General features: G+C 71.9%; 26 protein-coding genes and 1 pseudogene. 14 read left to right on the top strand and 13 right to left on the bottom strand.

Annotation, left to right across the window (positions count from 1 at the left end; genetic code table 11):
* Nucleotides 1-54: 54 nt before the first annotated feature.
* The 3 genes from AFB00_RS20335 to AFB00_RS20325 are packed head-to-tail and all read right to left on the bottom strand — an operon-like array spanning nt 55 to nt 2,308.
* Entirely contained in the window at nt 55-930 is an 876-nt protein-coding gene (locus AFB00_RS20335; RefSeq protein ID WP_197519603.1) for an HpcH/HpaI aldolase/citrate lyase family protein, read from the bottom strand.
* A complete protein-coding gene (locus AFB00_RS20330) occupies nt 927-1,625 on the bottom strand; it encodes a GntR family transcriptional regulator (protein ID WP_068798524.1) in 699 nt (232 codons plus the stop codon). Before AFB00_RS20330 ends, AFB00_RS20335 begins: the two co-directional genes overlap by 4 nt.
* A complete protein-coding gene (locus AFB00_RS20325) occupies nt 1,622-2,308 on the bottom strand; it encodes a 3-keto-5-aminohexanoate cleavage protein (protein ID WP_068798523.1) in 687 nt (228 codons plus the stop codon). Before AFB00_RS20325 ends, AFB00_RS20330 begins: the two co-directional genes overlap by 4 nt.
* 32 nt (nt 2,309-2,340) lie before the next feature.
* Between AFB00_RS20325 and AFB00_RS20320 the strand changes: the two genes are divergently transcribed.
* On the top strand, nt 2,341-2,631 hold the full coding sequence (locus AFB00_RS20320) for a transposase (RefSeq protein ID WP_060710840.1): 291 nt from the start codon (nt 2,341-2,343) through the stop codon (nt 2,629-2,631).
* Nucleotides 2,628-3,536, top strand: coding sequence for an IS3 family transposase (locus AFB00_RS20315; protein WP_060710839.1), 909 nt, complete (start codon nt 2,628-2,630; stop codon nt 3,534-3,536). Before AFB00_RS20320 ends, AFB00_RS20315 begins: the two co-directional genes overlap by 4 nt.
* Here the strand turns inward: AFB00_RS20315 and AFB00_RS20310 are convergent.
* Nucleotides 3,517-3,789, bottom strand: coding sequence for a 3-keto-5-aminohexanoate cleavage protein (locus AFB00_RS20310; protein WP_068798522.1), 273 nt, complete (start codon nt 3,787-3,789; stop codon nt 3,517-3,519). The genes AFB00_RS20315 and AFB00_RS20310 overlap by 20 nt on opposite strands.
* A gap of 407 nt (nt 3,790-4,196) precedes the next feature.
* Between AFB00_RS20310 and AFB00_RS20305 the strand changes: the two genes are divergently transcribed.
* A complete protein-coding gene (locus AFB00_RS20305) occupies nt 4,197-4,496 on the top strand; it encodes a hypothetical protein (RefSeq protein WP_068798521.1) in 300 nt (99 codons plus the stop codon).
* Complete coding sequence (locus AFB00_RS20300; protein ID WP_068798520.1) at nt 4,493-4,894, top strand: hypothetical protein; 402 nt, start codon at nt 4,493-4,495, stop codon at nt 4,892-4,894. The genes AFB00_RS20305 and AFB00_RS20300 overlap by 4 nt, the downstream gene beginning before the upstream one ends.
* Nucleotides 4,895-4,921: 27 nt before the next feature.
* Here the strand turns inward: AFB00_RS20300 and AFB00_RS20295 are convergent.
* Nucleotides 4,922-6,129 (bottom strand): annotated as a pseudogene (locus AFB00_RS20295) (IS256 family transposase).
* Nucleotides 6,130-6,300: 171 nt separating this feature from the next.
* On the opposite strand from AFB00_RS20295, the gene AFB00_RS33490 reads away from it, so the two are divergent.
* The gene (locus AFB00_RS33490; RefSeq protein ID WP_156819657.1) at nt 6,301-6,795 is read left to right on the top strand and encodes a hypothetical protein; all 495 of its coding nucleotides are present in this window, start codon (nt 6,301-6,303) and stop codon (nt 6,793-6,795) included.
* Here the strand turns inward: AFB00_RS33490 and AFB00_RS20285 are convergent, their stop codons facing one another.
* On the bottom strand, nt 6,796-7,626 hold the full coding sequence (locus AFB00_RS20285; protein ID WP_068796054.1) for an HARBI1 family protein: 831 nt from the start codon (nt 7,624-7,626) through the stop codon (nt 6,796-6,798).
* A 187-nt stretch (nt 7,627-7,813) separates the two neighbouring features.
* On the opposite strand from AFB00_RS20285, the gene AFB00_RS20280 reads away from it, so the two are divergent.
* From AFB00_RS20280 to AFB00_RS20270, 3 genes are read left to right on the top strand one after another with little or no spacing between them, the layout of a single operon-like run.
* Entirely contained in the window at nt 7,814-8,431 is a 618-nt protein-coding gene (locus AFB00_RS20280) for a hypothetical protein (protein WP_068798518.1), read from the top strand.
* Nucleotides 8,428-8,826, top strand: a complete 399-nt coding sequence (locus AFB00_RS20275; protein ID WP_068798517.1) for a hypothetical protein — start codon at nt 8,428-8,430, stop codon at nt 8,824-8,826. Before AFB00_RS20280 ends, AFB00_RS20275 begins: the two co-directional genes overlap by 4 nt.
* Before the next feature lie 52 nt (nt 8,827-8,878).
* On the top strand, nt 8,879-9,265 hold the full coding sequence (locus AFB00_RS20270; protein ID WP_068798516.1) for a hypothetical protein: 387 nt from the start codon (nt 8,879-8,881) through the stop codon (nt 9,263-9,265).
* Nucleotides 9,266-9,334: 69 nt separating this feature from the next.
* Here the strand turns inward: AFB00_RS20270 and AFB00_RS20265 are convergent, their stop codons facing one another.
* A complete protein-coding gene (locus AFB00_RS20265) occupies nt 9,335-9,982 on the bottom strand; it encodes an MBL fold metallo-hydrolase (RefSeq protein ID WP_068798515.1) in 648 nt (215 codons plus the stop codon).
* 123 nt (nt 9,983-10,105) lie between these two features.
* Here AFB00_RS20265 and AFB00_RS36380 point away from each other — a divergent pair, with 123 nt between their 5' ends.
* Both AFB00_RS36380 and AFB00_RS36375 read left to right on the top strand, forming a co-directional pair.
* A complete protein-coding gene (locus tag AFB00_RS36380; protein WP_442965819.1) occupies nt 10,106-10,558 on the top strand; it encodes an IS5 family transposase in 453 nt (150 codons plus the stop codon).
* Nucleotides 10,482-11,003, top strand: a complete 522-nt coding sequence (locus AFB00_RS36375; protein WP_442965875.1) for an IS5 family transposase — start codon at nt 10,482-10,484, stop codon at nt 11,001-11,003. Before AFB00_RS36380 ends, AFB00_RS36375 begins: the two co-directional genes overlap by 77 nt.
* Here the strand turns inward: AFB00_RS36375 and AFB00_RS20250 are convergent.
* Nucleotides 11,000-11,239, bottom strand: a complete 240-nt coding sequence (locus tag AFB00_RS20250; RefSeq protein ID WP_068798514.1) for a hypothetical protein — start codon at nt 11,237-11,239, stop codon at nt 11,000-11,002. The two genes, AFB00_RS36375 and AFB00_RS20250, sit on opposite strands and share 4 nt — an antisense overlap.
* A gap of 1 nt (nt 11,240) precedes the next feature.
* Complete coding sequence (locus tag AFB00_RS20245) at nt 11,241-11,489, bottom strand: hypothetical protein (protein ID WP_068798513.1); 249 nt, start codon at nt 11,487-11,489, stop codon at nt 11,241-11,243.
* 136 nt (nt 11,490-11,625) lie between these two features.
* On the opposite strand from AFB00_RS20245, the gene AFB00_RS20240 reads away from it, so the two are divergent.
* The 3 genes from AFB00_RS20240 to AFB00_RS20230 all read left to right on the top strand — a co-directional run bounded on the left by AFB00_RS20240 (nt 11,626) and on the right by AFB00_RS20230 (nt 13,113).
* Nucleotides 11,626-12,471: a helix-turn-helix domain-containing protein gene (locus AFB00_RS20240; RefSeq protein ID WP_068798512.1), complete on the top strand. Its 846-nt coding sequence runs from the start codon at nt 11,626-11,628 to the stop codon at nt 12,469-12,471.
* Nucleotides 12,468-12,674: a DUF397 domain-containing protein gene (locus tag AFB00_RS20235; protein ID WP_068798511.1), complete on the top strand. Its 207-nt coding sequence runs from the start codon at nt 12,468-12,470 to the stop codon at nt 12,672-12,674. The genes AFB00_RS20240 and AFB00_RS20235 overlap by 4 nt, the downstream gene beginning before the upstream one ends.
* Before the next feature lie 232 nt (nt 12,675-12,906).
* The gene (locus AFB00_RS20230) at nt 12,907-13,113 is read left to right on the top strand and encodes a DUF397 domain-containing protein (RefSeq protein WP_068798510.1); all 207 of its coding nucleotides are present in this window, start codon (nt 12,907-12,909) and stop codon (nt 13,111-13,113) included.
* 994 nt (nt 13,114-14,107) lie between these two features.
* On the opposite strand, the gene AFB00_RS20225 is transcribed toward AFB00_RS20230, so the two are convergent.
* Together AFB00_RS20225 and AFB00_RS20220 are read right to left on the bottom strand one after the other, a co-directional pair.
* Nucleotides 14,108-15,373, bottom strand: coding sequence for an MFS transporter (locus tag AFB00_RS20225; RefSeq protein ID WP_083275695.1), 1,266 nt, complete (start codon nt 15,371-15,373; stop codon nt 14,108-14,110).
* 100 nt (nt 15,374-15,473) lie between these two features.
* A complete protein-coding gene (locus AFB00_RS20220) occupies nt 15,474-15,764 on the bottom strand; it encodes an acylphosphatase (protein ID WP_068798509.1) in 291 nt (96 codons plus the stop codon).
* A gap of 148 nt (nt 15,765-15,912) precedes the next feature.
* Between AFB00_RS20220 and AFB00_RS33485 the strand changes: the two genes are divergently transcribed.
* On the top strand, nt 15,913-16,590 hold the full coding sequence (locus tag AFB00_RS33485) for a CAP domain-containing protein (protein WP_231974000.1): 678 nt from the start codon (nt 15,913-15,915) through the stop codon (nt 16,588-16,590).
* A gap of 10 nt (nt 16,591-16,600) precedes the next feature.
* Here the strand turns inward: AFB00_RS33485 and AFB00_RS20210 are convergent, their stop codons facing one another.
* Nucleotides 16,601-17,296 carry a response regulator gene (locus tag AFB00_RS20210; RefSeq protein ID WP_068798507.1) on the bottom strand — a complete coding sequence of 232 codons (696 nt, stop codon included), beginning with the start codon at nt 17,294-17,296 and terminating at the stop codon, nt 16,601-16,603.
* Entirely contained in the window at nt 17,293-19,986 is a 2,694-nt protein-coding gene (locus AFB00_RS20205; RefSeq protein WP_068798506.1) for a sensor histidine kinase, read from the bottom strand. Before AFB00_RS20205 ends, AFB00_RS20210 begins: the two co-directional genes overlap by 4 nt.
* Nucleotides 19,987-19,988 lie beyond the last annotated feature (2 nt).

Raw genomic sequence — 19,988 nt, 5'->3', positions numbered from 1 at the left:
GGGGAACCGCCCCGGCGGGCGGGTGCGCCGCGGGGAGGGTGGATCGGGCCGCGCTCAGCGGGCGGCGGCCACCAGGTCGAGGATCCTGCGGGCGGACTCGATGGTCGCGATGTCCATGAGCTGCCCGTCGAGCCGGACGGCGCCCGCCCCCCGGGCCTCGGCCTCGTCGGTCGCCGCGATGATCCGGTGCGCCCACTCGACGCGGGCGGCGCTCGGCAGGTAGGTCTCGTTGATCGTCGCCACCTGCCGGGGGTGGACGCAGAGCTTGCCGCCGAAGCCCAGGTCCCGGGACCGGTGGGCCTCGGCCCGGAGCGCGTCCTCGTCGTCGATCGCCATCGAGACGGAGTCCAGCGGCGGCCCGATCCCGGCGTCGCGGCAGTGCAGGGCCAGCAGCGACCGGACACCGATGTCGCCCGATCCGGTCGCCTCCCACGGCATGCCGACGTCCGCGGCGAGATCCCCGGAGCCGTAGGCCAGCGTCCTGATCCGGGTGCTCGCCCGGGCGATCTCGCCCATCCGCACGACACCGGCTGCGCACTCGACCAACGGGACGACGGCGGTCCGCCCGACCGGCAGCCCGCCCGCGTGCTCGGCCTGGGTGAGCAGCCAGTCGAGGATCTCGACGTCGGCGGCCCGGCCCGCCATCGGCAGCACGATCCCCTCCAGCCCCGGGCCGACGACGGCGGTGACGTCGGCGAGCGCGTGCGGGGTGTCGAGGGCGTTGATCCGCACGTACAGGTGGCGGGCGGCGTTGCCGGCGTCACCGGTGTGGCGCGCCGCCCCGGCCCGCGCCGCGGCCTTGCTGCGGTCGGCGACCGCGTCCTCCAGGTCCAGGATGACGGCGTCGGCGTCGCCGGTCAGTGCCCGGGCCGCGAAGCGCTCGTTGTCGGCGGGGAGGAACAGCCAGCTCCGCAGCAATCGCGCCGTCACGACGACACCGCCCGACCGGACCCCGAGGCCCGCTGGTCGGCCTCGATCGTGGCGGCCGTCCGCTCCGCGGCGAGCAGGACGTGTTCACGCATGAGGTACTCGGCGCGCTGGCCCTGGCGGCGGATCAGGCATTCGAGGATCTGCTCGTGCTGGGCGTTGTAGGTCTCGAGCAGCTCCCGGTCGTAGGTGGCGACGACCGGGGCGATCAGTGCACTCTCCCGCAGGTTCCGCAGCAGCCGGACGAGGCTGGTCTCGCCCAGCTCGGTGAGCAGCTCGCCGTGGAACTGCTCGTTCAGGTCGCGCCAGCGGTCGCGCACCAGGCCGTCGACCGTCTCGTTGGCGGCGAGCAGCTGGTTGACCCGCTCGATCGCGCCGCGCATCCGGGTCTCGGCCTGCACCGAGAGCCCGTTCTCCGCGACCTTGCGGCAGATCGCCCCCTCCAGCAGGCCGCGTGCCTCGTAGGCGTCGACGAACTCCTCGAGGTCGAAGGCCCGGACGACGTAGCCGCGGTGCGCCGTGTGCTCCAGCAGTCCGGACTGGTGGGCGGCCGCGAGCGCGGCGCGGACCGGCGTCCGGGACGCTCCCAGCCGGGTGGCCAGGGTGCTCTCCACCAGGTGCTCGCCCGGGGCGAACTCGCCGTGGACGATCATGTCCCGGAGCCGGGCGATCGTCGTCGCGGTGATCGACTGCGTCATCCGCCGATCCTCCCCGTGCGCAGCCCGAGCATCTCGCGGGCCTCCTCCGGTGTCGCCACCTCGCGGCCGAGGCTCCGTGCCAGGTCGGCCACCCGCGCCACCAGCTCGGCGTTGGTCGGCAGGCCGAGCTCGGGATACGGGTAGTCGCCGATCCCGATGGCGACGTGGCCGCCGAGCCGGATCGCCTCGGCCGCCGTCGCGAGGATGTTGGCCGGCTTGCCGTTCACCGTCCACTGGATCGGGCGGTCCCGGGGGAGCGTGTCGAGGTAGGCGCGCAGCCCGGCGGCCGTCGCCGGGTGCCCGCCGAGCACCGGCGCCTCGGTGTGCACGAGGAGTACGTAGGCGGGCCCGTCCAGCAGCTGCATCTGGAAGAACGGCTCCAGCATCCGGACGAACGGTATCGACCAGCAGGCCAGCACGGGCCGGACGCCGAGCTCCCGCATCCGGGTGAGGAAGTGGATCAGGGTCCCGGTGCTGTTGACGTAGGACCGGTCGGTCGTGGCGAACCGGCGTTCCTCGGCGATGTACCGGTCGATGTTCGTGCTGCCGACGTCGACCGAGGCGAACTCGGGGCGCAGCGCGGGATCTCCGGCGAGGTGCTCGATGTGCGCCAGCCGGGCCTCGTCGCCGTCCACGGTGATCTGGCCCAGGGTGCAGTGGACGAGGAGGTGCGGTTCCCCCATGATCGGGGAGGCATCAGCTATAAGGGGTAGCGATGCCAGAGGTACGGAAGCGCTACGACCGGGAGTTCCGTGACGGAGCGGTCCGGGTCGTGGAGGAGACGGGCAAGCCGATCGCCCAGGTCGCCCGTGACCTGGGGGTCAACGAGGGCACGCTGGGCAACTGGGTGGCCCGTGCACGAGAGGCCCGCGAGGACACCGAGGGCCTGTCTCGCGGCGGCGTCGAGGAGCTCAAGCGGCTGCGCGCGGAGAACGCCGAGCTGCGGATGGAGCGTGATGTCCTCAAGCGATCCGTGGTCCTGTGGGTCAAGGAGGCGACGAAGTGAGCGTGGCCCGTTTCATCGCCGACCAGAGGACCTTCCACCGGGTGCCGCACACGCTGGCCTGCGCCCTGTTGGGGGTGTCGATCTCCTGGTTGTACAAGTGGCTCGACCGCGCCGCGCGTTCCGACGGTGGTGCCACCGCGACCGAGAAGCGCCGCTGCGCGTTGGACGCCGCCGTGGCCGTGGCGTTCGACGACGCCCAGCGGCTACACGGCTCACCCCGTCTGCACGCCGACCTGTGTGAGGCCGGATGGCGGGTGTCGGAGAAGACCGTGGCGGACTCGATGCGCCGCCAGGGCCTGGTCGCCCGCCGGATCAAGCGGCACAACGGGCTGACCCGCCAGGACCGCACGGCGCCGAAGTTCCCGGACCTGCTTCGTCGGGGTTTCACTGCGGCCGAGCCGAACCGCAGATGGGTCGGGGACATGACCGAGATCCCCACCGCGGCCGGGAAGTTGTATCTGGCCACGGTGATCGACCTGTACTCGCGGCGGCTGCTCGGCGCGGCCACGGGGCTGCACCCGAACGCCGAGCTGGCGTGTGCGGCGATCCGGATGGCGGTGGCGGCCCGCGGCGGGGCGGACCGAATCGCCGGGGTGATCTTCCACACCGACCGCGGGTCGACCTACACCGCGGGCGCGTTCACCGCTCTGTGTCGGCGGCTCGACATCCGTCAGTCGATGGGCCGGGTCGGGTCGTGTTTCGACAATGCCGCGGCGGAGGCGTTCTTCTCCAGCCTGGAGTGGGAAGTGCTGTCCCGCAACGACTTCGACACCATCAGTAGGGCGCGGGCGGCGGTCATCGACTGGTGTTACGGCTTCTACAACCACCGGCGGCGACACAGTGCCGCCGCCGGGCTCTCACCGATCAACTACGAGAACGCCGCCCTCACCCGAGACGCGGCATAAGAACCCTCCACGATCTCGGGGGAACCGCAAGGTCCCCGGCGGCGCGGACGGCCGCGATCGTCTCGGCGTAGCCCCCGACGTCGTGCCGCGGGGCGCCGTCCGATCCGCGGGCGTGGAAGTGCAGGACGGACGCCCCGGCCCGCTCCAGTGCGGCGGCCTCCTTCCCGATCTCCTCGGGTTCCCACGGGACGTGCGGGTTCACGTCGCGCATCGCGTACTCGTTGACGCGAGCCTCGATGATCAACTTCTGCACGGTGCCACCTTCAGGTCGGGCGTCGTCGCCGGGTGAGGTGTCGTATACAATTTTGGACGTTAGCATACGAAGTGCGGTCCGAACAGGGCGGTCACGATGACTCCCGGGGTGTCCCGGTGATGCGTCGACACGTCGGTCGGGACCGGCCTGCGACAAGAGTTAGCTGTTCAGGGGCATTTCGTCGACGGTAGAGCGAACTCGGGGACGATCGGTTCGTCACGACTGGAGGCGGGTGCCTCGTCCCGGTTGTATACCGCGGTCGTGCGTATCCGGTCTCGTCTCCCAGCGGCTCGTCCGGGGTGGGCGTCGGAGCCGGGCAGGTGACGTGAGTGGGCCGCGCGCCCCGGGGCCGACGAGTTGTCCCGAAGGAGCCCGGTCTCCGGCCCGGCTCCGTACCGTTGCGCCCCATGACCGACTTCTCGGTGGGGCCGGAAGGACTGCAGACCCTGCGGACCGCGCTCACCCGGGGCGGCGAGCACCTCACCCGGGCCCGGACCGACCTCGACGCACTCGCCGACGCCGACCTGGGAGCCACCACCCTCACCGACGCCGTCCGGTCCCTGCGACAGCGCCGCACCGACGGCCTCACCGACCTGCAGGACTGCCTCACCTCCCTCGACGGACACCTCGCCGCGACCCAGCAGGACTACGCCGAGACCGAACAAGCACTCCGCCGGCAGTTCACCCCCACAGCCGGTGACCGGTGACCACACCGACCACCTGGCCCGGCCTGGGATTCGACCCCGCACCCGGGAACCCCGCCCAGGTCCGCTCCCTCGCCGAAGGACTCACCGCGCTCCGCGCCCCGCTCGACGAGGCCCGCACCACCATCGAACCGCTGCGCACCCCCGAACGCTTCTGGACCGGCGACGCCGCCCAAGCGTTCGGCACCCGCACCACCGCACTCACCCGCAGCGGCGAGACCCTGCTCGCCTGGCACGGCTTCCTCGAAACCACCCAACGCACCGCCCGCGAACTCGAAGCCACCGCGCTAGAACTACGCAACCAACTCGCCACCGCACAGACCGCCGCCGGTCAAGCCGCCCGCAACCCCGACCTCGACCTGGTCAACCGGGTCTGTCTGCGGTTCCCCCAGGGTCTGTAACAGGAACGGTGGTTCCGGCGTTGTTGGTCAGTAGTGCTCGGCGGACGGCCAGCGGTCACCGAACGTGATCGCGAAGGCGTTGATCACCGGCTTCCATCGGATCGTCCACCGTGCGCGGCCTCGCCCGGTCGGGTCGAGGCTGCGGGTCACAAGGTACAGGCATTTCAACGCGGCCGCCTCGCTGGGGAAATGCCCTCGCGCCCGTACCGCTCGGCGGTAGCGGGCGTTGAGTGATTCGCGTTCGTCGAACACAACACGGCACGGATCTCGGCATCGTAGTCGAGGAACGGAACGAACTCGGTCCAGGCGTTGCGCCACAACCGGATCATCGCCGGATAAGTGCGACCCCATTTCTCGTCGAGGTCATCGAGAGCAGCGAGAGCGGCGTCGGCGGTGGGGGCCGTGTAGATCGCCCGAATCCCTCGCTTGATCGCATCGGTGTCACGCCGCGACGTCAACCGGAACGAGATCCTGATCAAGTGCACGATGCATGTCTGCACGATGGTCTGTGGCCACACGTTCTCCACCACCTCGGGCAGGCCTTTCAACCCGTCGCAGACCAGGAAGAACACGTCCCGCATGCCGCGGTTACGCAGGTCGGTCAGCACCCCCAGCCAGAACTTCGCGCCCTCACCACCGGAGCCGGCCCACAGGCCCAGCACGTCCTTGCGGCCGTCGACGGTGACCCCGATCGCCGCGTAGACGGGCCGGTTGGCGACCTGCCCGTCGCGGACCTTCACCATGATCGCGTCCACGAAGACCGCGACGTACACCGCATCGAGTGGCCGCGACACCCATTCCTGCATCTCGGCGATCACCGAGTCGGTGATCCGTGAGACGGTCTCCTTCGACACCGACGCCCCGTAGATCTCCGAGAAATGCGCCGAGATCTCCCCGGTCGTCAAACCCTTCGCGTACAGCGACAACACGATCTCATCGACATCCCCCAACCGCCGTTGCCGTTTCCGAACGATCTGGGGTTCGAACGTCGAGTCGCGGTCTCTCGGCACCTCGATCTCGACCTCCCCGACAGCATCGGAGATCACCGTCTTCGACCGGTGACCGTTCCGGTTGTTCGTCGATTCCCGGTCCGGGTCGGCCCGGTTCTTTGCATGCCCGAGGTGCTCGGTCATCTCCTCCCCGAGCGCAGTCTCCAGAACGTTCTTGGTGAACAGCTTCAACAGCCCATCCGGGCCGGTCAGCTCCAGGCCGCGTGCTCGCGCGTCGGCCACCATCGCCGCCGCGGCGGCCTGCTCGGGCGAGAGCTGACGCCCTGAACCCGTCTCATCCTTGGCTGAACCCACAAGGTCCGATGTCATCACTCACAGTGCCCATCCCACCGGACCCGAGCCCGGCGTGTCGGGCCGGAACCACCGTTCCTTGCACAGGCCCGCGACGTACTCGGGGTGGCCGGCGCAGTTGCAGGGGCGTTGGCGCTGTTCCCACCCTTCACGTTCATCATGGGTCCGGTCGCTTTTGGACTCGGGCTGGCCACGCTTGCCGCGCATTCCGCGGGCATGCTCCAAAAAGGCGAATTCAATGGATGGACACTTGCGGCCGATATTGCTGGGATTGTCCCAGGGGTGAAGACCATGGGGGACATGTATGGCAGTGTCAAGGCTGCCGTCGACGTGGTCAAGGAGGGATCTGTCCTGCAGCGCGCGCAGGGACTTGGAAGAGGGCTTCGGGACGCGGGCGGCGACGTCCTCGATGCAGTAATAGAGGCGCCAAGCGTTCCCGAGTCCATTTTCGGGATCGTCCCGAATGGTTTGAGTCTCGCGTCCCAGCAGCCCACCATCGAGAAGATGTTTCAGCCGCCGGGGACGGTTCCGGATGCAACGCAGGATGGCGCCAGTGCGGTCGGTGTCGTGGGCAATGAGGTGTTCTCAGTAGCGTGGTGATCATGTTGTGCGGTCGTATTCGGTGTGGAGTAACACGAGCGCGGCGGCGGTGATCGCGCCGGTGCGCCAGGGACAGAGGGTGACTCGCTGTAGCGTTGCGAAGGTGGTCTTGAGCAGGGCGTTTGCTCGTTCGGCGAGTGCTCGGGTGGCTGAGTGCAGGCTGTTGACGGTGCGCTGATCGACTGTTCGGCCGCCGGCGGGGATGGGTTTGATCGGCACGGTGAGTCGGTGGGCCTCACCTTCGTAGCCGAGATCGCCCAGCGCGGCGTGGTCATCATCGATCCAGTGATCGAGGTCTTCGAGCAGACCGGGGTGGGCTCGGGCACAGGTCACGTCGTGTTCGCGCCCGGGTCTTCCCGGGGATGTCCATAGCGGCCATCCATCCGGGGCGGACACGACCTGGACGTTCCCGCCGTGGCGGTGGTGTTTACCCGACCACCACAGGTCGACCCCCGCGGTGGGGCCGAGCGCGCGGCAGCGGTCGGTGGCGATCAGGGTGCCGTCCAGGTGAACGTGGGTGTGTCCGGCGAGGCGGGCGGCGAGCAGGGCACCGTGCAGCCCGGGTGCGGCGCTGGCGAGGACGTCGATGCCTTCGTGCAGGTAGCGATAGGTGGTCGCGGTACTGATCGCGTTGTCGCGGGCCAGGTGCCGGACCCGGGTGGCGTCGCAGAACCAGCGGATCACCAGCACTGCCTGGGCGAACGGGGTCAACGCCCGCCGCCGGGGGCGGGTACCGCGGCGACAGCGTTGAGCGGCCAGAAGCCGAGCCAGGTAGGCCACGGTGTGCTCCCCGATCGGGAGGACAGCGGTGTAGGTGACAGGATCGGACATGCGGGGCCTCGGAGAGTTCGTTGATCTTGGTCGACCAACTGCTCTACCGGGGCCCTGCCCCATGTCCTAGACATCTCCACTCCCTCGGCGTGTCGCAGCGGAACGACCACCACTACTGAGAACACCTCAATGTACTCAGGGGTACGGTGGGTGACCAGGTTGCCGAATCCGTAGGGAAAGTCGCGAAGTGATCACTTTTCAGGTTCCGAAGGAGATCACGCCACTCCCCTCGGACTTCTCCGAGGTGGACGAACGGGCGCTGCGGTCCCGGTTGACGGCCGCCCCGGAGGAGTTCGTCGACGAGGCCGTCGCGGTCGCCGCGTACGCGGCCGCGCTCATGCGGGAGTCGGGTGCGCTCTACGCCGGTGTACTGCTCGCCCACACCGAGGACGGCGCGCCCCGCCCCACGCTGTCCCAGCTGATCGTGGACTCCCATCCGCTGATCTCGACCACTCGGCCGGACCTGCCCTTCACTCTGCGGATGCTGCGCGAACAGCATCCTGACGGACATATCCAGCCGGTCGGCACCCCACTCGGAGACGGCTTCCTCGTGCTCGCCGATATTCCGGCCGAGGACGCCGCCTCCGGCGCTGTGTTACGGGCGGCCGCCGTCCATGTTCCGCTCCCGAACAGTCAGGTCGTGCTCAGTCTGACGATCGCCACACCCATGGTCGACGACCTCCCACTGCACGCCGCGATTCTGGCCGCCGTCGTCGACACCCTCGCCGTCGATGATCCCGAACGATCGGCCCGCCGTTCGCACATCCAGTCCGCACTCGACGGGGCAATCCAGGAGAAGCAGTGATCGACATCGCATGGGACTGGACATTGATTGTTGTCCAGTGTGTCATAGCTGGATTACTGGGGATTATTGGCCTGGTGATGCTTCTGGGGGTTCCCTCGCGTATCTCCATGATTGTTTCCGGTCGTCGGACGGAGTCGGGCCGTCGGCGCCTCGACCTGATCCGCGAGGCGCGTATGGTGACCCGCATCATCGAGAACAGCAGGGAGAAACCGTCGTGGGGGGCGACGCGAGGCAAGGATCTGCATGTCTCGTTCCCCTTTCGCTTCACTCTCACGCCGCTGTCCACTCCGATGGCGCGGGAACTGGCCTCGTGGCACGGAATGGAGCACGTCCGACGATACTGTGACATCAAGATCGGCACGTATCCGATCGTCTTCCACGATCCGAGCAGGTGACGCGATGATCATCGCTATTGGTGCCATAGTCCTGGCGATTTGCGGGTCCGTCATGGCGCTCGTACCGATCTTTATCGGCGGCATCTACACCTACCGGAACTTCGCCTGGCCCTCCCGGCACCGCCGACGTCTCACCCGGATCCTCACCGGCGCGCACACCGCCGCCGTCCTCGACATCGACTGGCAACAGATCGATCGGCTGCTCCTCGACGACATCTGTGCCCGTGCCGCCGATCACCACTGGTACCTCGCCGGGCAGGCCCTCTACCGGGACCGGTGGAACCTCGCGTTCCACCGGACCCCCACGCCGGGTCCGCGCACCCCGGCCGCGCTGCACGACCACTACTACGCCGAGTCGTGCGCCTGCACCGACACCGACTACCGGTTCACCTGGGAGGACGAGGAGAACCCCGTCGACGGCCCGCATCGGAAGTCCTGACCACGACGGTCCGTCGGTTCGCCCGACCCCTGTCGGCGACCCGGCACCGTGTCGGTGGCGGGAGGCCGCCTACCGCCCTTCGCCCGCCCCGACCCGGGCGATCATCGCGTCGATCCGGGCCCGGGTCTCGTCCCGGGTCGTCATGGCGACGCACGCGTCCCGCTCGCTGACGCCCCAGGGCACCAGCACGTCGAAGTCGAGGTCGCGGACCAGGGCCAGGCTCTCCAGGTAGTCCTCGCGCAGGGCCGGATCCAGTACCACCGCCTGCCACTCGCCGTCGGAGATCCAGACGAAGTCGCCGGTGAACAGGAAGCGATGGAGGCCGCTGTCCCACAGGAAGCAGGTGGTGCCCGCGGTGTGGCCGGGGGTGGGGATCACCTCCAGGTCGTCGTCGAGCATCCGGCGGTCCCCGAACGTGCCGGTGACGAGCATGGACCGGGCCGTCGCGGCGCGGTCCCGCTCGTGGACGAACACCGGCACGTCGAGGCCGGGGTCGCCGTACATCGCCTCGTGCTCGTGGTTGACCAGCAGGTGCGAAGCGCCGCCGAGATCGGCGATGGCGTGGGCGTCCGTGGTGAGGCCGGGGGAGTTGTGGACCAGCACGTTGCCGGCGGGGCGTTCGAGCAGGAACGAGCGCAGCAGGACGTCGTCCTGGTACGGCAGTCGTGCGGTCCCGGTGGCGTGCAGCCCGGGGACCGGGGTGGTGAGCGAGGGCATGGCGACGGGTCCGTTCCACGTGATTGCAGGGTCTGCAATCACCGTACTCGCTGATTGCAGACTCTGCAGTCGCCTAGGGCGTGTCTCCCAGATAGGCGGACCGGGGTGCGCGATGCTTGATCGGTGCCGCGTACCGCTGTCCTGACTGATGCCCAGTGGGCCCGTCTGGCGCCGCTGTTGCCCTCCTCCGAGGGTCGTCGCGGGTGCCCGTTCCGCGATGACCGCCGGGTGATCGAGGGGATCATCTACCGGTATCGGTGCGGGCTTCCCTGGCGCGACGTCCCAGCCGAGTTCGGGCCGTGGCAGACGTTGTGGAAGCGGCACCGCCGCTACAGCGGCGACGGCACCTGGGACCACATCCTGGCTGCTCTTCTGGTCGAGGCCGACGCCGCCGAGGTGCTCGGGTGGGCGGTCAGCGTGGACTCCACGATCATCCGTGCCCACCAGCACGCCGCGACCCTCAAGCGCGACACAGGGGGCCGGATCGAACTACACGAATCTGCTCGCCGAACCAGCAGATCACGCGCTGGGACGGTCCCGCGGAGGGCTGTCGACGAAGATCCACCAGCTCGTTGACGGGCACGGCCGCCCGCTGGTGGTCCTCCTCGGCCCCGGCCAGGGCGGCGACTCGCCAATGTTTCCGCACCTGATGGCGCGCCTGAGCATCGCCCGACCGGGCCCGGGACGACCCCGGACCCGGCCTGAACGCGTGCGCGCGGACAAGGCCTACTCCTCACGCGCGATCCGCCGGCACCTGCGCGAGCGCCGGATCATCGCTGTCATTCCGGAGCCCTCTGACCAGCAGGGACACCGCAAACGACGCGGCTCACGCGGTGGCCGACCGCCCGCATTCGATCCGGTCGACTACCGAAACCGCAACGTCGTCGAGCGCGGGTTCTGCCACGTCAAGCAGTGGCGCGGGCTGGCCACCCGTTACGACAAGCTCGCCCTGACCTTCCGCGGCGGCGCCGTCCTGAAGGCAATCGTCACCTGGCTCCGCGCATTGGGAGACACACCCTAGGACCCGGGCCTCCCGGCCGTCCGTGCGGCGCAGCGTGGGCACGGCCGCCCCGGTTCCGCGCCCAGCGAGGTGACCAGCACCGTGTGCCCGCACAGCGCCGGGCTGGTGCCGCGCCCGGCGAGCAGCGCCTCGCCCAGCGCGACCTCGGCGACGCGGTGGGTCAGCCCGTCGGCGCCGCTGGTCATCGCGATCGTCTGCGGGACCGGGGGCGCCGGCACGTCCGCCGGCGCGACCACCTCAGCATCCGGGCCCCGGCTCGGTCGCGGACGGGACGCCTCGTCGCGCCGCGTCGGCCCCGGCGATCTCCTGCGCCGCCACGGCCGCGCGGTGCAGCGAGCACGGCCACGACTGCGCACCGGACACCTGGCTGCGGCAGACCGCGCACCCGCCGTCGCCCGCCCGGACGTGCGTGGCCAGCAGCTTCCGCCACACCTCGGGCGCCGGGGCGAGCGCGACCGCGAGGGCGGAGACGCCCGGCGGGGTCACTCCGTCCCGCCCGATAAGATCAGCAACGACGTTGTGGCATGAGTCATACAGATGAGACTACAACCGGCACGGGCGACTTAGGAACGGGCCTGTCGGATGTCCTGGAACTGTCGGTGCCGCGTGGCAGGATGCCGTCATGGCACAGGGACCGACGATCCGCCGACTCCAGCTCGGGCGGGAGCTGAAGCGGCTCCGGGAGGGCACCGGCCTGCTGCGGGACGCCGCGGCGGAGGACCTGGGCCGGGACGCGTCGACGATCTCCAAGATCGAGAACGGCAAGATGACGATCTCGCTGGGCGACGTGAAGAGCCTGCTCATGCTCTACGGCGTCCCCCTCGACTCGGACGACGCACGGCGGTTGCTCGACGTGGCGAAGGAGGCGCGGAAGCGGTCGACGCACCGGGTGCCGGACTGGGTGCGGGCCTTCGTCGGTTTCGAGGCGGAGGCGAGCGAGATCCGGGACTACGAGACCTCGGTCGTGCCCGGGCTGCTCCAGACCGAGTCCTACATCCGCGCTCTGACTCAGGCCGGTGACCCGACCCGCGACCCCGCGGAGGTCGACCGTCTGGTGGCGATCCGACAGGAGCGCCAAGCCAGGCTGACCTCCGGTACTCCACCTCGGTTGTGGATGGTCATGGGCGAGGCCGTGATCCGACGGCTCGCCGGTTTCGATCCGTCGGTGCAGCGCGAGCAGTTGGAGCACCTGCGCGCCGTGGCCGACCTGCCGAACGTCTCGTTGCGGATCATCCCGTTCAGTGCTCGCCCACATCCCGCTCTCGGCGCTGCGTTCCAGATCCTGACGCTGCCCGAGCCCACCGGACATCAGGTCGTCTACCTGGAGGATCTGTGGAGCGCCGACTACGTGGACCGCGATGCTCAGGTCACGGAGTACACCCAGGTCTTCGATAGAATCTGCGATGCCGCGCTCACGCCTACGGGCACGGCGCAGATGATCGACGACACGATGGGTGAGCTGCGATGAGCGACGAGACGAACCTGGTCTGGCGAAAGTCCAGCTTCAGCAACGAGAACGGCGGCGCCTGCGTCGAGGTCGCCGACCTCCCCGACGGCGGGCGCGCGCTGCGCGACTCCAAGGACCGGGGCACCGGTCCGGTCCTGCGCTTCACCCCCGGCGAGTGGCGCGCCTTCGTCCTCGGTGTCCGGGACGGCGAGTTCGAGATCTGAGCCCGTCACGGACGACGGCCACGGGGCGTCGCGGGCCCGGTCCCGCGGCGCCCTTCGCGGTTCCGGACCAGGCGGTCTCCCCTGCCCGGGCCGCGCCGTCGCCTTTCGCGCGTTGCGGGCCGCGCCGTCGCCCTTCGCGCGTTCCGAGCCGTCCCGTCGCCCTTCGCGCGTTCCGGGGCGCGCCGGCGCTCGGTACGATCCGATGCCACCCGCGGGACCGGAGGAGACAGCGATGACCGACGAGACCGGCCTGGTCTGGCGCAGGTCCAGCCTCAGCAACGGCAACGGTGGCAACTGCGTCGAGGTGGCCGACCTCCCCGACGGCGGGCGCGCCCTGCGCGACTCCAAGGACCAGGGCACCGGCCCCGTCCTGCGCTTCACCCCCGCCGAGTGGCGCGCCTTCGTCCTCGGCGTCCGGGACGGCGAGTTCGAGGTCTGAGACCCGCCCAGCCCGCCCGGGACACGCCGAACCACGCATCGGCCCGGGGTCCCCGCACCGGAATCCCGCTCCCGCACGGGGCCCGGCCTCGTGCGGGGTGCGGCATCCCGTGCGGAAACCGGCCGGACGTGCGGGCGCGCCACACCACGGCAGGGCATCGCGGCACAGCGGGGCGCCGCAGCACAGCAGCGCGTCTCGGCACAACGGGGCGCCGCAGCACAGCACGACCCGGCGCCACCGGCCACGATCCGGCACGCATCCGGGACCCGGCGCGGGTGACAGGCACGGAGCCGCCCCGATAGCCGCGTTCCGCGGAACGCGATCGACCGCCGGATCCACCGCGCCGTCGCACCCCGGGACCGGGTTGTCGCACCACGTCCGGGTCCCCGCACGGGGTCCGGCTCCGTGCGAGGGCCGGGATCGCCTGCGGGAACCGGTCGACGGTGCGGACGCTGCCGAGCGGAGCGCTGTTCGTCCGGGACGTCGCCTGTGCGTCGGCGGCCCGGTGCCCTCTCGGCGTCCGTCCCGGGCTGTCGCACCCTGCTGCGGCGGCCGCGCTCCCCTCCGGCGTGGCGCACCCGTAGCGCGGGGCGCGGCACGCCGGGCCGGGGTGCCGCTCCCGGGAGCGGGTGCGGCGACCGCCGATCCGAGGTGGCCGGCCGGCTCCCGCACCCCCGCTCGGCAGCGGCGTCCAGCCCCGGAGTGGCGTACCCGGCACACAGAGCGCGGCGAGCCACAGCACAGCGGCACACCACAGCGGGACACCGCGCGGTGCGGCCGCCAGGACGCTCGGCAACGCCGATCACACCCCGGCGCGGATCCGAGACCCGCGCACCCTGGGCGACAGCACCGCCGCACCGGTAACCGCGTTCCGCGGAACGCGGTCGACGGCCGCCGCCCCGCGCCGCACCGGGTGGATCACCACCGCCTCCCGCTCCGAGCATCGGATCGGGCGGGCCTTCCGCACGGGAGGCACGCCGGGACCGGGACCGGCTCAGCCGTCCACGGCCTCCGGGCCGGTGTGCCGGCGCAGCGCACGGGGCAGCGTCACCGCCACGACCATCGTGCACACCACACCCGCCCCGCCCGCGACGATCAGCGTGGTCGGCGCGTCGGTGGCGTCGAGCAGCAGGCCACCCCCGACGTAGGACGCCGCAGCCGCGACACCGACCGCACCGTAGAAGTTCCCGAACACCCGGCCGAGCATGTCGGGCGGCACCATCCGCTGCAGCAGCGTCGAGGACGCCACGTCCATCGCCGCGAGCCCCAGCCCCCGCACCGCCTGCACGGTGAACGCCGCCGCCACCGACCACGCGAGACCGGTCAGGACGTTCCCGGCGCTGCTGACCAGGAATCCGCCCACCAGCAGCACCGGCATCGTCAGCAGGTGGGCGTGGCGGGTCAGCACCGCGTACCCGAGCAACAGCCCGACACCGACCGCGCCGAGCAGCAGCCCGACCGAGGAGTCCCCGGACCGGAAGGTGTCGGTCGCGAGCAGGACCAGCGCCACGTCGTCCACGCCGTTGAACAGCACCACCGCGCAGAAGCCCGTCGCGACGATCCGCACCGCGCAGGTGCGCAGGATGTAGCCGAGGCCGACCCGCGCCTCGGTGAGCAGCGATGCGGGACCGGCGTCCGGGTCCCGCACCGGCGGCATCGGGCCGACGGCCAGCAGCACGACCGCCGACGCCAGGAACGACGCGGCGTCCACCAGCAGCACGCCCTGGATCCCCAGCACCGGAAGCAGCGCCGCGGCCAGCAGGGGCCCGAACGCCTCGGCCCCGTTCGCGCCGAACCCGATGGTCGAGTTGGCCGTCTCCAGGTCCCGCCCGCCCACCAGCGCCGGGACGGCCGAGCGCGACGCCGGCTGGAACACCTGCGACGCGAGCGACCGCAGGGCGACCAGCACCAGCAGCAGCGGCATCGTCAGCGACGACAGCGACAGCGCGATCGCCAGGACGAGCACACCCTGCGCGCACTCGCACACGATCATGACCCGGCGCCGGTCGAACCGGTCGCTGACGGCCCCGGTCAGCGGACCGAACAACGACGGCACGAAGTCGCCCACCAGCAACAGCAGCGCGACGGCCAGACCCTGCCCGGTCGTCCCCGCGACGTGCAGCATCAGCGCGACGAGACTCATCGAGTCCCCCGCGTAGGAGACGACGCGTGCGGTGAACAGCGCCCGCAACGGCCGGTTCCCGCGCAGCAGCCGGAACGCGCCCGGCGCGCGACCGGCATCGGCACCGGTGGGCGGCATCGTCGTCTCTCCTCCGGTCCGGCGGCCGCCGGGGGCGGTGGCGCGCCGGAGCAGGATCGGTCAGGACGGCCACCGCGTCGACCGGGTTATCGCCGGTGGCTCACGCCTCGACGAACCCGGCGAACGCCCCGGTCGCCTCGGCCCACTGCTCCGACACCGCACTCACCCGGCCCGGCGTCCCACCGCCCCGCAACAGCTCCAGCAACTGCTCGCACGCCGCGCGATCACCCTCCGCGGTCACCGCGACCCGGCCGTCGTCGAGGTTCCTGGCCTGCCCGAGGAGACCCAGCTCCAGCGCCCGGGATCGGGTCCACCAGCGGAAACCGACACCCTGTACGTCCCCTTGGACCCATGCGATGAGCCGAACGGCTGATTCCGTGTTGCTACTCACAGTGCTGCTACGTTACGGCACCGTGATCCGACGACACACACCGCGCGCCCCCGTCGCGGTGCTCGGCGGACTGGGCGCGGGCACGGTGCTGGCGATGACCGCCCCGCTGTTGCCGGTACCGACCGGGTCCGTCGATACGACCGGCCCCGTGAGCAGCACCGCCGGTGCCGCGTCGACCGCGCTCCCCACGGCCGACGCCACCGGGCCCGGCCCGGACGCACCACCGGCCCTCGACGGGGCGGCCGTCGCCCGCGCCGCGCTCGCGCAGGCCCCCGGCGATCCGGCCGCCCCCGCACGGTCCGCCCGGGACGCGGTGGACGCGCAGCGCGACGCCGCGGACGCGCTCGCCGCGCAGGCCCGCGCCGCCGCCGGCCGGGCCGCCGGCGACGCCCGCGAGACCGCCGGGGCGGCACGCGACACCGCCCGTGCTGCGCCGTCCCCCGCGGCCGCCACCACCGGCATGTCCGCAGCCGCCGCCCAGGTCGTCGAGCTGACCAACGCCGAACGGCGGCAGGCGGGCTGCCCCGCCCTGCGCGCCGACGCCCGGATCACCGCGGCGGCCCAGGGCCACAGCGAGGACATGGCGGAGGGCCGCTACTTCGACCACAGCAGCCAGGACGGCCGCGACTTCGCCGACCGCATGACCGCCAGCGGTTACGACTCCCCGGGCGCGGAGAACATCGCCCAGGGCCAGCCGGACGCGGCGAGCGTCGTGGCCGCGTGGATGGACTCGCCGGGGCACCGGCGCAACATCCTCGACTGCTCGCTGAGCACGATCGGCGTCGGGTTGTCCGACGGCTACTGGACCCAGAACTTCGGGCGCTGAGCAGGGCGGATCAGCCCTCGAACCGGTAGCCCATCCCGGCCTCGGTGATCAGGTAGCGCGGCCGCGACGGCACCGGCTCCAGCTTGCGCCGCAGCTGCGCGAGATAGACGCGCAGGTAGTGCGACTCCGTGCGGTACTGCGGGCCCCACACCTCGCGCAGCACCCGCTTCTGCTCGACGAGCCGGCCCCGGTGCCGTACCAGCAGCTCCAGGATCCCCCACTCGGTCGGGGTCAGGTGCACCTGCTCGCCGTCGGTCCGGGCCACCGTCTTCGCGGCGAGATCGACCGTGAAGTCCGGGGTCGTGACGACCGCCTCCCCGTCGACGGCGGTCGACGCCGCCCTGCGCACCGCCGCCCGCAGCCGGGCCAGCAGCTCCGCCATCCCGAACGGCTTGGTCACGTAGTCGTCGGCACCCGCGTCGAGCGCCCGGACCTTGTCGGCCGAGTCGGTGCGCGCGGACAGCACGATCACCGGCACACCCGACCAGCCACGCAGACCCTCGATGACCTCGGCCCCGTCGAGGTCGGGCAGACCCAGATCGAGGACGACGACGTCCGGCGGATGGTCCGCGGCCGCCCGCAGCGCCGCGGAGCCGTCGGCGGCGACCACCACGGTGTAGCCGTGCGCGGTCAGGTTGATCCGCAACGCCCGCAGGATCTGCGGGTCGTCGTCGACGACGAGCACCCGGGTGCCCTGCGCGCTCACCGATCGCCCGCCGCGGGCAGCGACACGACGACGGTCAGCCCGCCGCCCGGTGTGTCCTCGGCGCTCAGCTCGCCGCCCATCACCGCGGTCAGCCCGGTCGCCACGGACAGCCCGAGCCCGAGGCCGCTGGTCGCGTCCCGGTCCCCGAGCCGCTGGAACGGGCGGAACAGCCCCGGCCACTGCGCCCGCGGCACGCCGGGGCCGTGGTCGACGACCCGCAGCTCCACCCGGTCCGCGTAGGCGCTCGCCCGCACCGCGACCGGGGCCGCCCGGGTACCGCCCGCTCCCGCTGCCGGGCGATCGGCGGCCGAGCGATGGGCACCAGAGTGGACCGCGGCCGGGTGGTCCGCGGCCGTGTCGTTCCCCGCACCACCCGGTGTACCGTGCCGCACCGCGTTGTCGATCACGTTCGCGACCACCCGTTCCAGCAGGCCGGCGTCGGCCAGGACGTCCGGGACGTCCTCGGCGATCTCCACCCGGACCCGGCCGGAGCCCTCGATCCCGGCCAGTGCGACGGCCACCACCTCGTCGTACCCGGTCGGGGCGAGCAGCGGGACCACCGCGCCCGCGGCGAGCCGGGAGGAGTCCAGCAGGTTGTCCACCAGCCCGGTCAGCCGGTCGGCGGACTCCTCGACGGTCGCGAGCAGCTCGGCGCGGTCCTCGTCCGACAGCGCGATCAGCGGGTCGCGCAGGCTCCCGGCCGCTGCCTTGATCGAGGTCAGCGGGCTGCGCAGGTCGTGTCCGACCGCGGAGAGCAGCGCGCCGCGGGTCTCGTTGACCGCCGCCCGCCGCTCCGCGGCCGCCGCACCGGCCTCCGCCCGCTGCCCGCGCAGCGCCAGCAACGCCTGTCCGCCCACGACCTCCAGCATCCGCCGGTCCGCCGCGGGCAGCGTGCGCCCGGTGCCCACCAGGCGCAGCCCGTCCTCGACGACGACCTCGACGTCCGGCTCGGCACCGGTACCGGCTCCGACGTCGACGCCCGCACCGGTCCCGGTCCCGGCGCCCGCACGAGGGTCGGCCCGTCCCCCGGACGTCGCGCCGTCGGCCGTACCCGAGGAGGCGACGCAGGCCCATCCCCGGTCGTCGCGGCGTTCGAGCAGCGCGACCGACCCCAGCGCCCACGTCTCGCGGACCTTCTCCAGCAGCCGCGGCAGCGGATCGGTCCGGGTCAGGACGGTCCGGGCGAACGAGGCCAGCAGCGCCGCCTCCGCGCGGGCCCGCGCCGCCTGCTCCGCGCGCCGCGCCGCACGGTCGACGACCAGCGCCACCAGCACGCCGACCAGCAGCAACGCGGCCACCGTGACGACGTTGCCGAGGCTGGCCAGCTCCAGGGAGTACAGCGGCGGGGACAGGAAGTAGGTCAGCAGCAGCCCGCCGAGCACCGCCGCGAGCAGGGCCGGGCCGAGGCCGCCGACCAGCGCCGCGACGACGGTGGCCAGGAAGTACAGCACCACGTCGGTGGACAGGTCGACGAACCCGGCGAGCCCGATCCCGGTGGCCGTCGCCAGCGCCGGGCCGAGCACCGCGACCGCCCAGCCCGCCGTCTGCCGGTCCGCCGACAGCCCCCCGCGCAGCGACGGCAGGCGCAGCACCCGCCCCGCCTCGTCGTGGGTGACCATGTGGATGTCGATCGGCCCGGACTCCTGCAGCACCCGGGCCCCGATGCCGGGGTCGAACAGCCGGGCCACCCGGGAACGTCGGGACGTGCCGAGCACGAGCTGGGTGGCGTTCGCCCCGCGGGCGAAGTCCAGCAGGGCCCGGGTGACGGCGCCGCCGTCACCGTCGCCGACGACGGTGTGGAAGCTCGCGCCGACGCCCTCGGCCAGGGTGCGCATCCGGTCCACCGACCCGAGCGGGCCACCGACGAGACCGTCGCCGCGCAGCACATGCACGGCGATCAGGTCCGCGGTCCCGGCCCGCTTCGCGATCCGGGCGGCCCGGCGCAGCACCGTCTCCGACTCCGGCCCGCCGGTCAGCGCGACGACGACCCGCTCCCGGGTCTCCCACACGTCGGTGACCTGCTCGTCGGCGCGGTAGCGCTGCAGCGCGACGTCGACCTCGTCGGCGATCCACAGCAGCGCCAGCTCGCGCAACGCGATGAGGTTCGGCACCCGGAAGTAGTGCGCCAGCGCCGCGTCGACCTTCTCCGCCGGGTACACGTTGCCGTGCGCGAGCCGCCGGCGCAGCGCCTCCGGGGTGATGTCGACGATCTCGATCTGCCCGGCCCGCCGGACGACCTCGTCCGGCACCGTCTCCCGCTGGGCGACCCCGGTGATCCGGGCGACGACGTCGCCGAGGGACTCCAGGTGCTGCACGTTCACCGTCGAGATGACGTCGATCCCGGCGTCGAGCAGCACCTCGACGTCCTGCCAGCGCTTGGCGTTCCGGCCGCCGGGGGCGTTGGTGTGGGCCAGCTCGTCGACCAGGACAACCTCGGGCGCCCGCGCGAGCACGGCGTCGAGGTCCAGCTCGTCGAGCACCACCCCGCCGTGCTCGACCCGGCGCCGCGGCACGACCTCCAGCCCGGCCAGCAGGGCCGCCGTCCGCTCCCGGTCGTGGGTCTCGACCACCCCGGCCACGACGTCGGTCCCCCGGCCGAGCCTGCGGTGCGCCTCGCCGAGCATGGCGAACGTCTTCCCGACCCCGGGTGCGGCTCCGAGGTGGATGCGCAGCTCACCGCGGCTCCCCACCG

The sequence above is a fragment of the Pseudonocardia sp. HH130630-07 genome (genome assembly GCF_001698125.1).
Taxonomy (GTDB): Bacteria; Actinomycetota; Actinomycetes; order Mycobacteriales; family Pseudonocardiaceae; genus Pseudonocardia.
The sequence above is the reverse complement of the archived record's forward strand: the minus strand, read 5'-3'. Positions and strand labels throughout refer to the sequence as shown.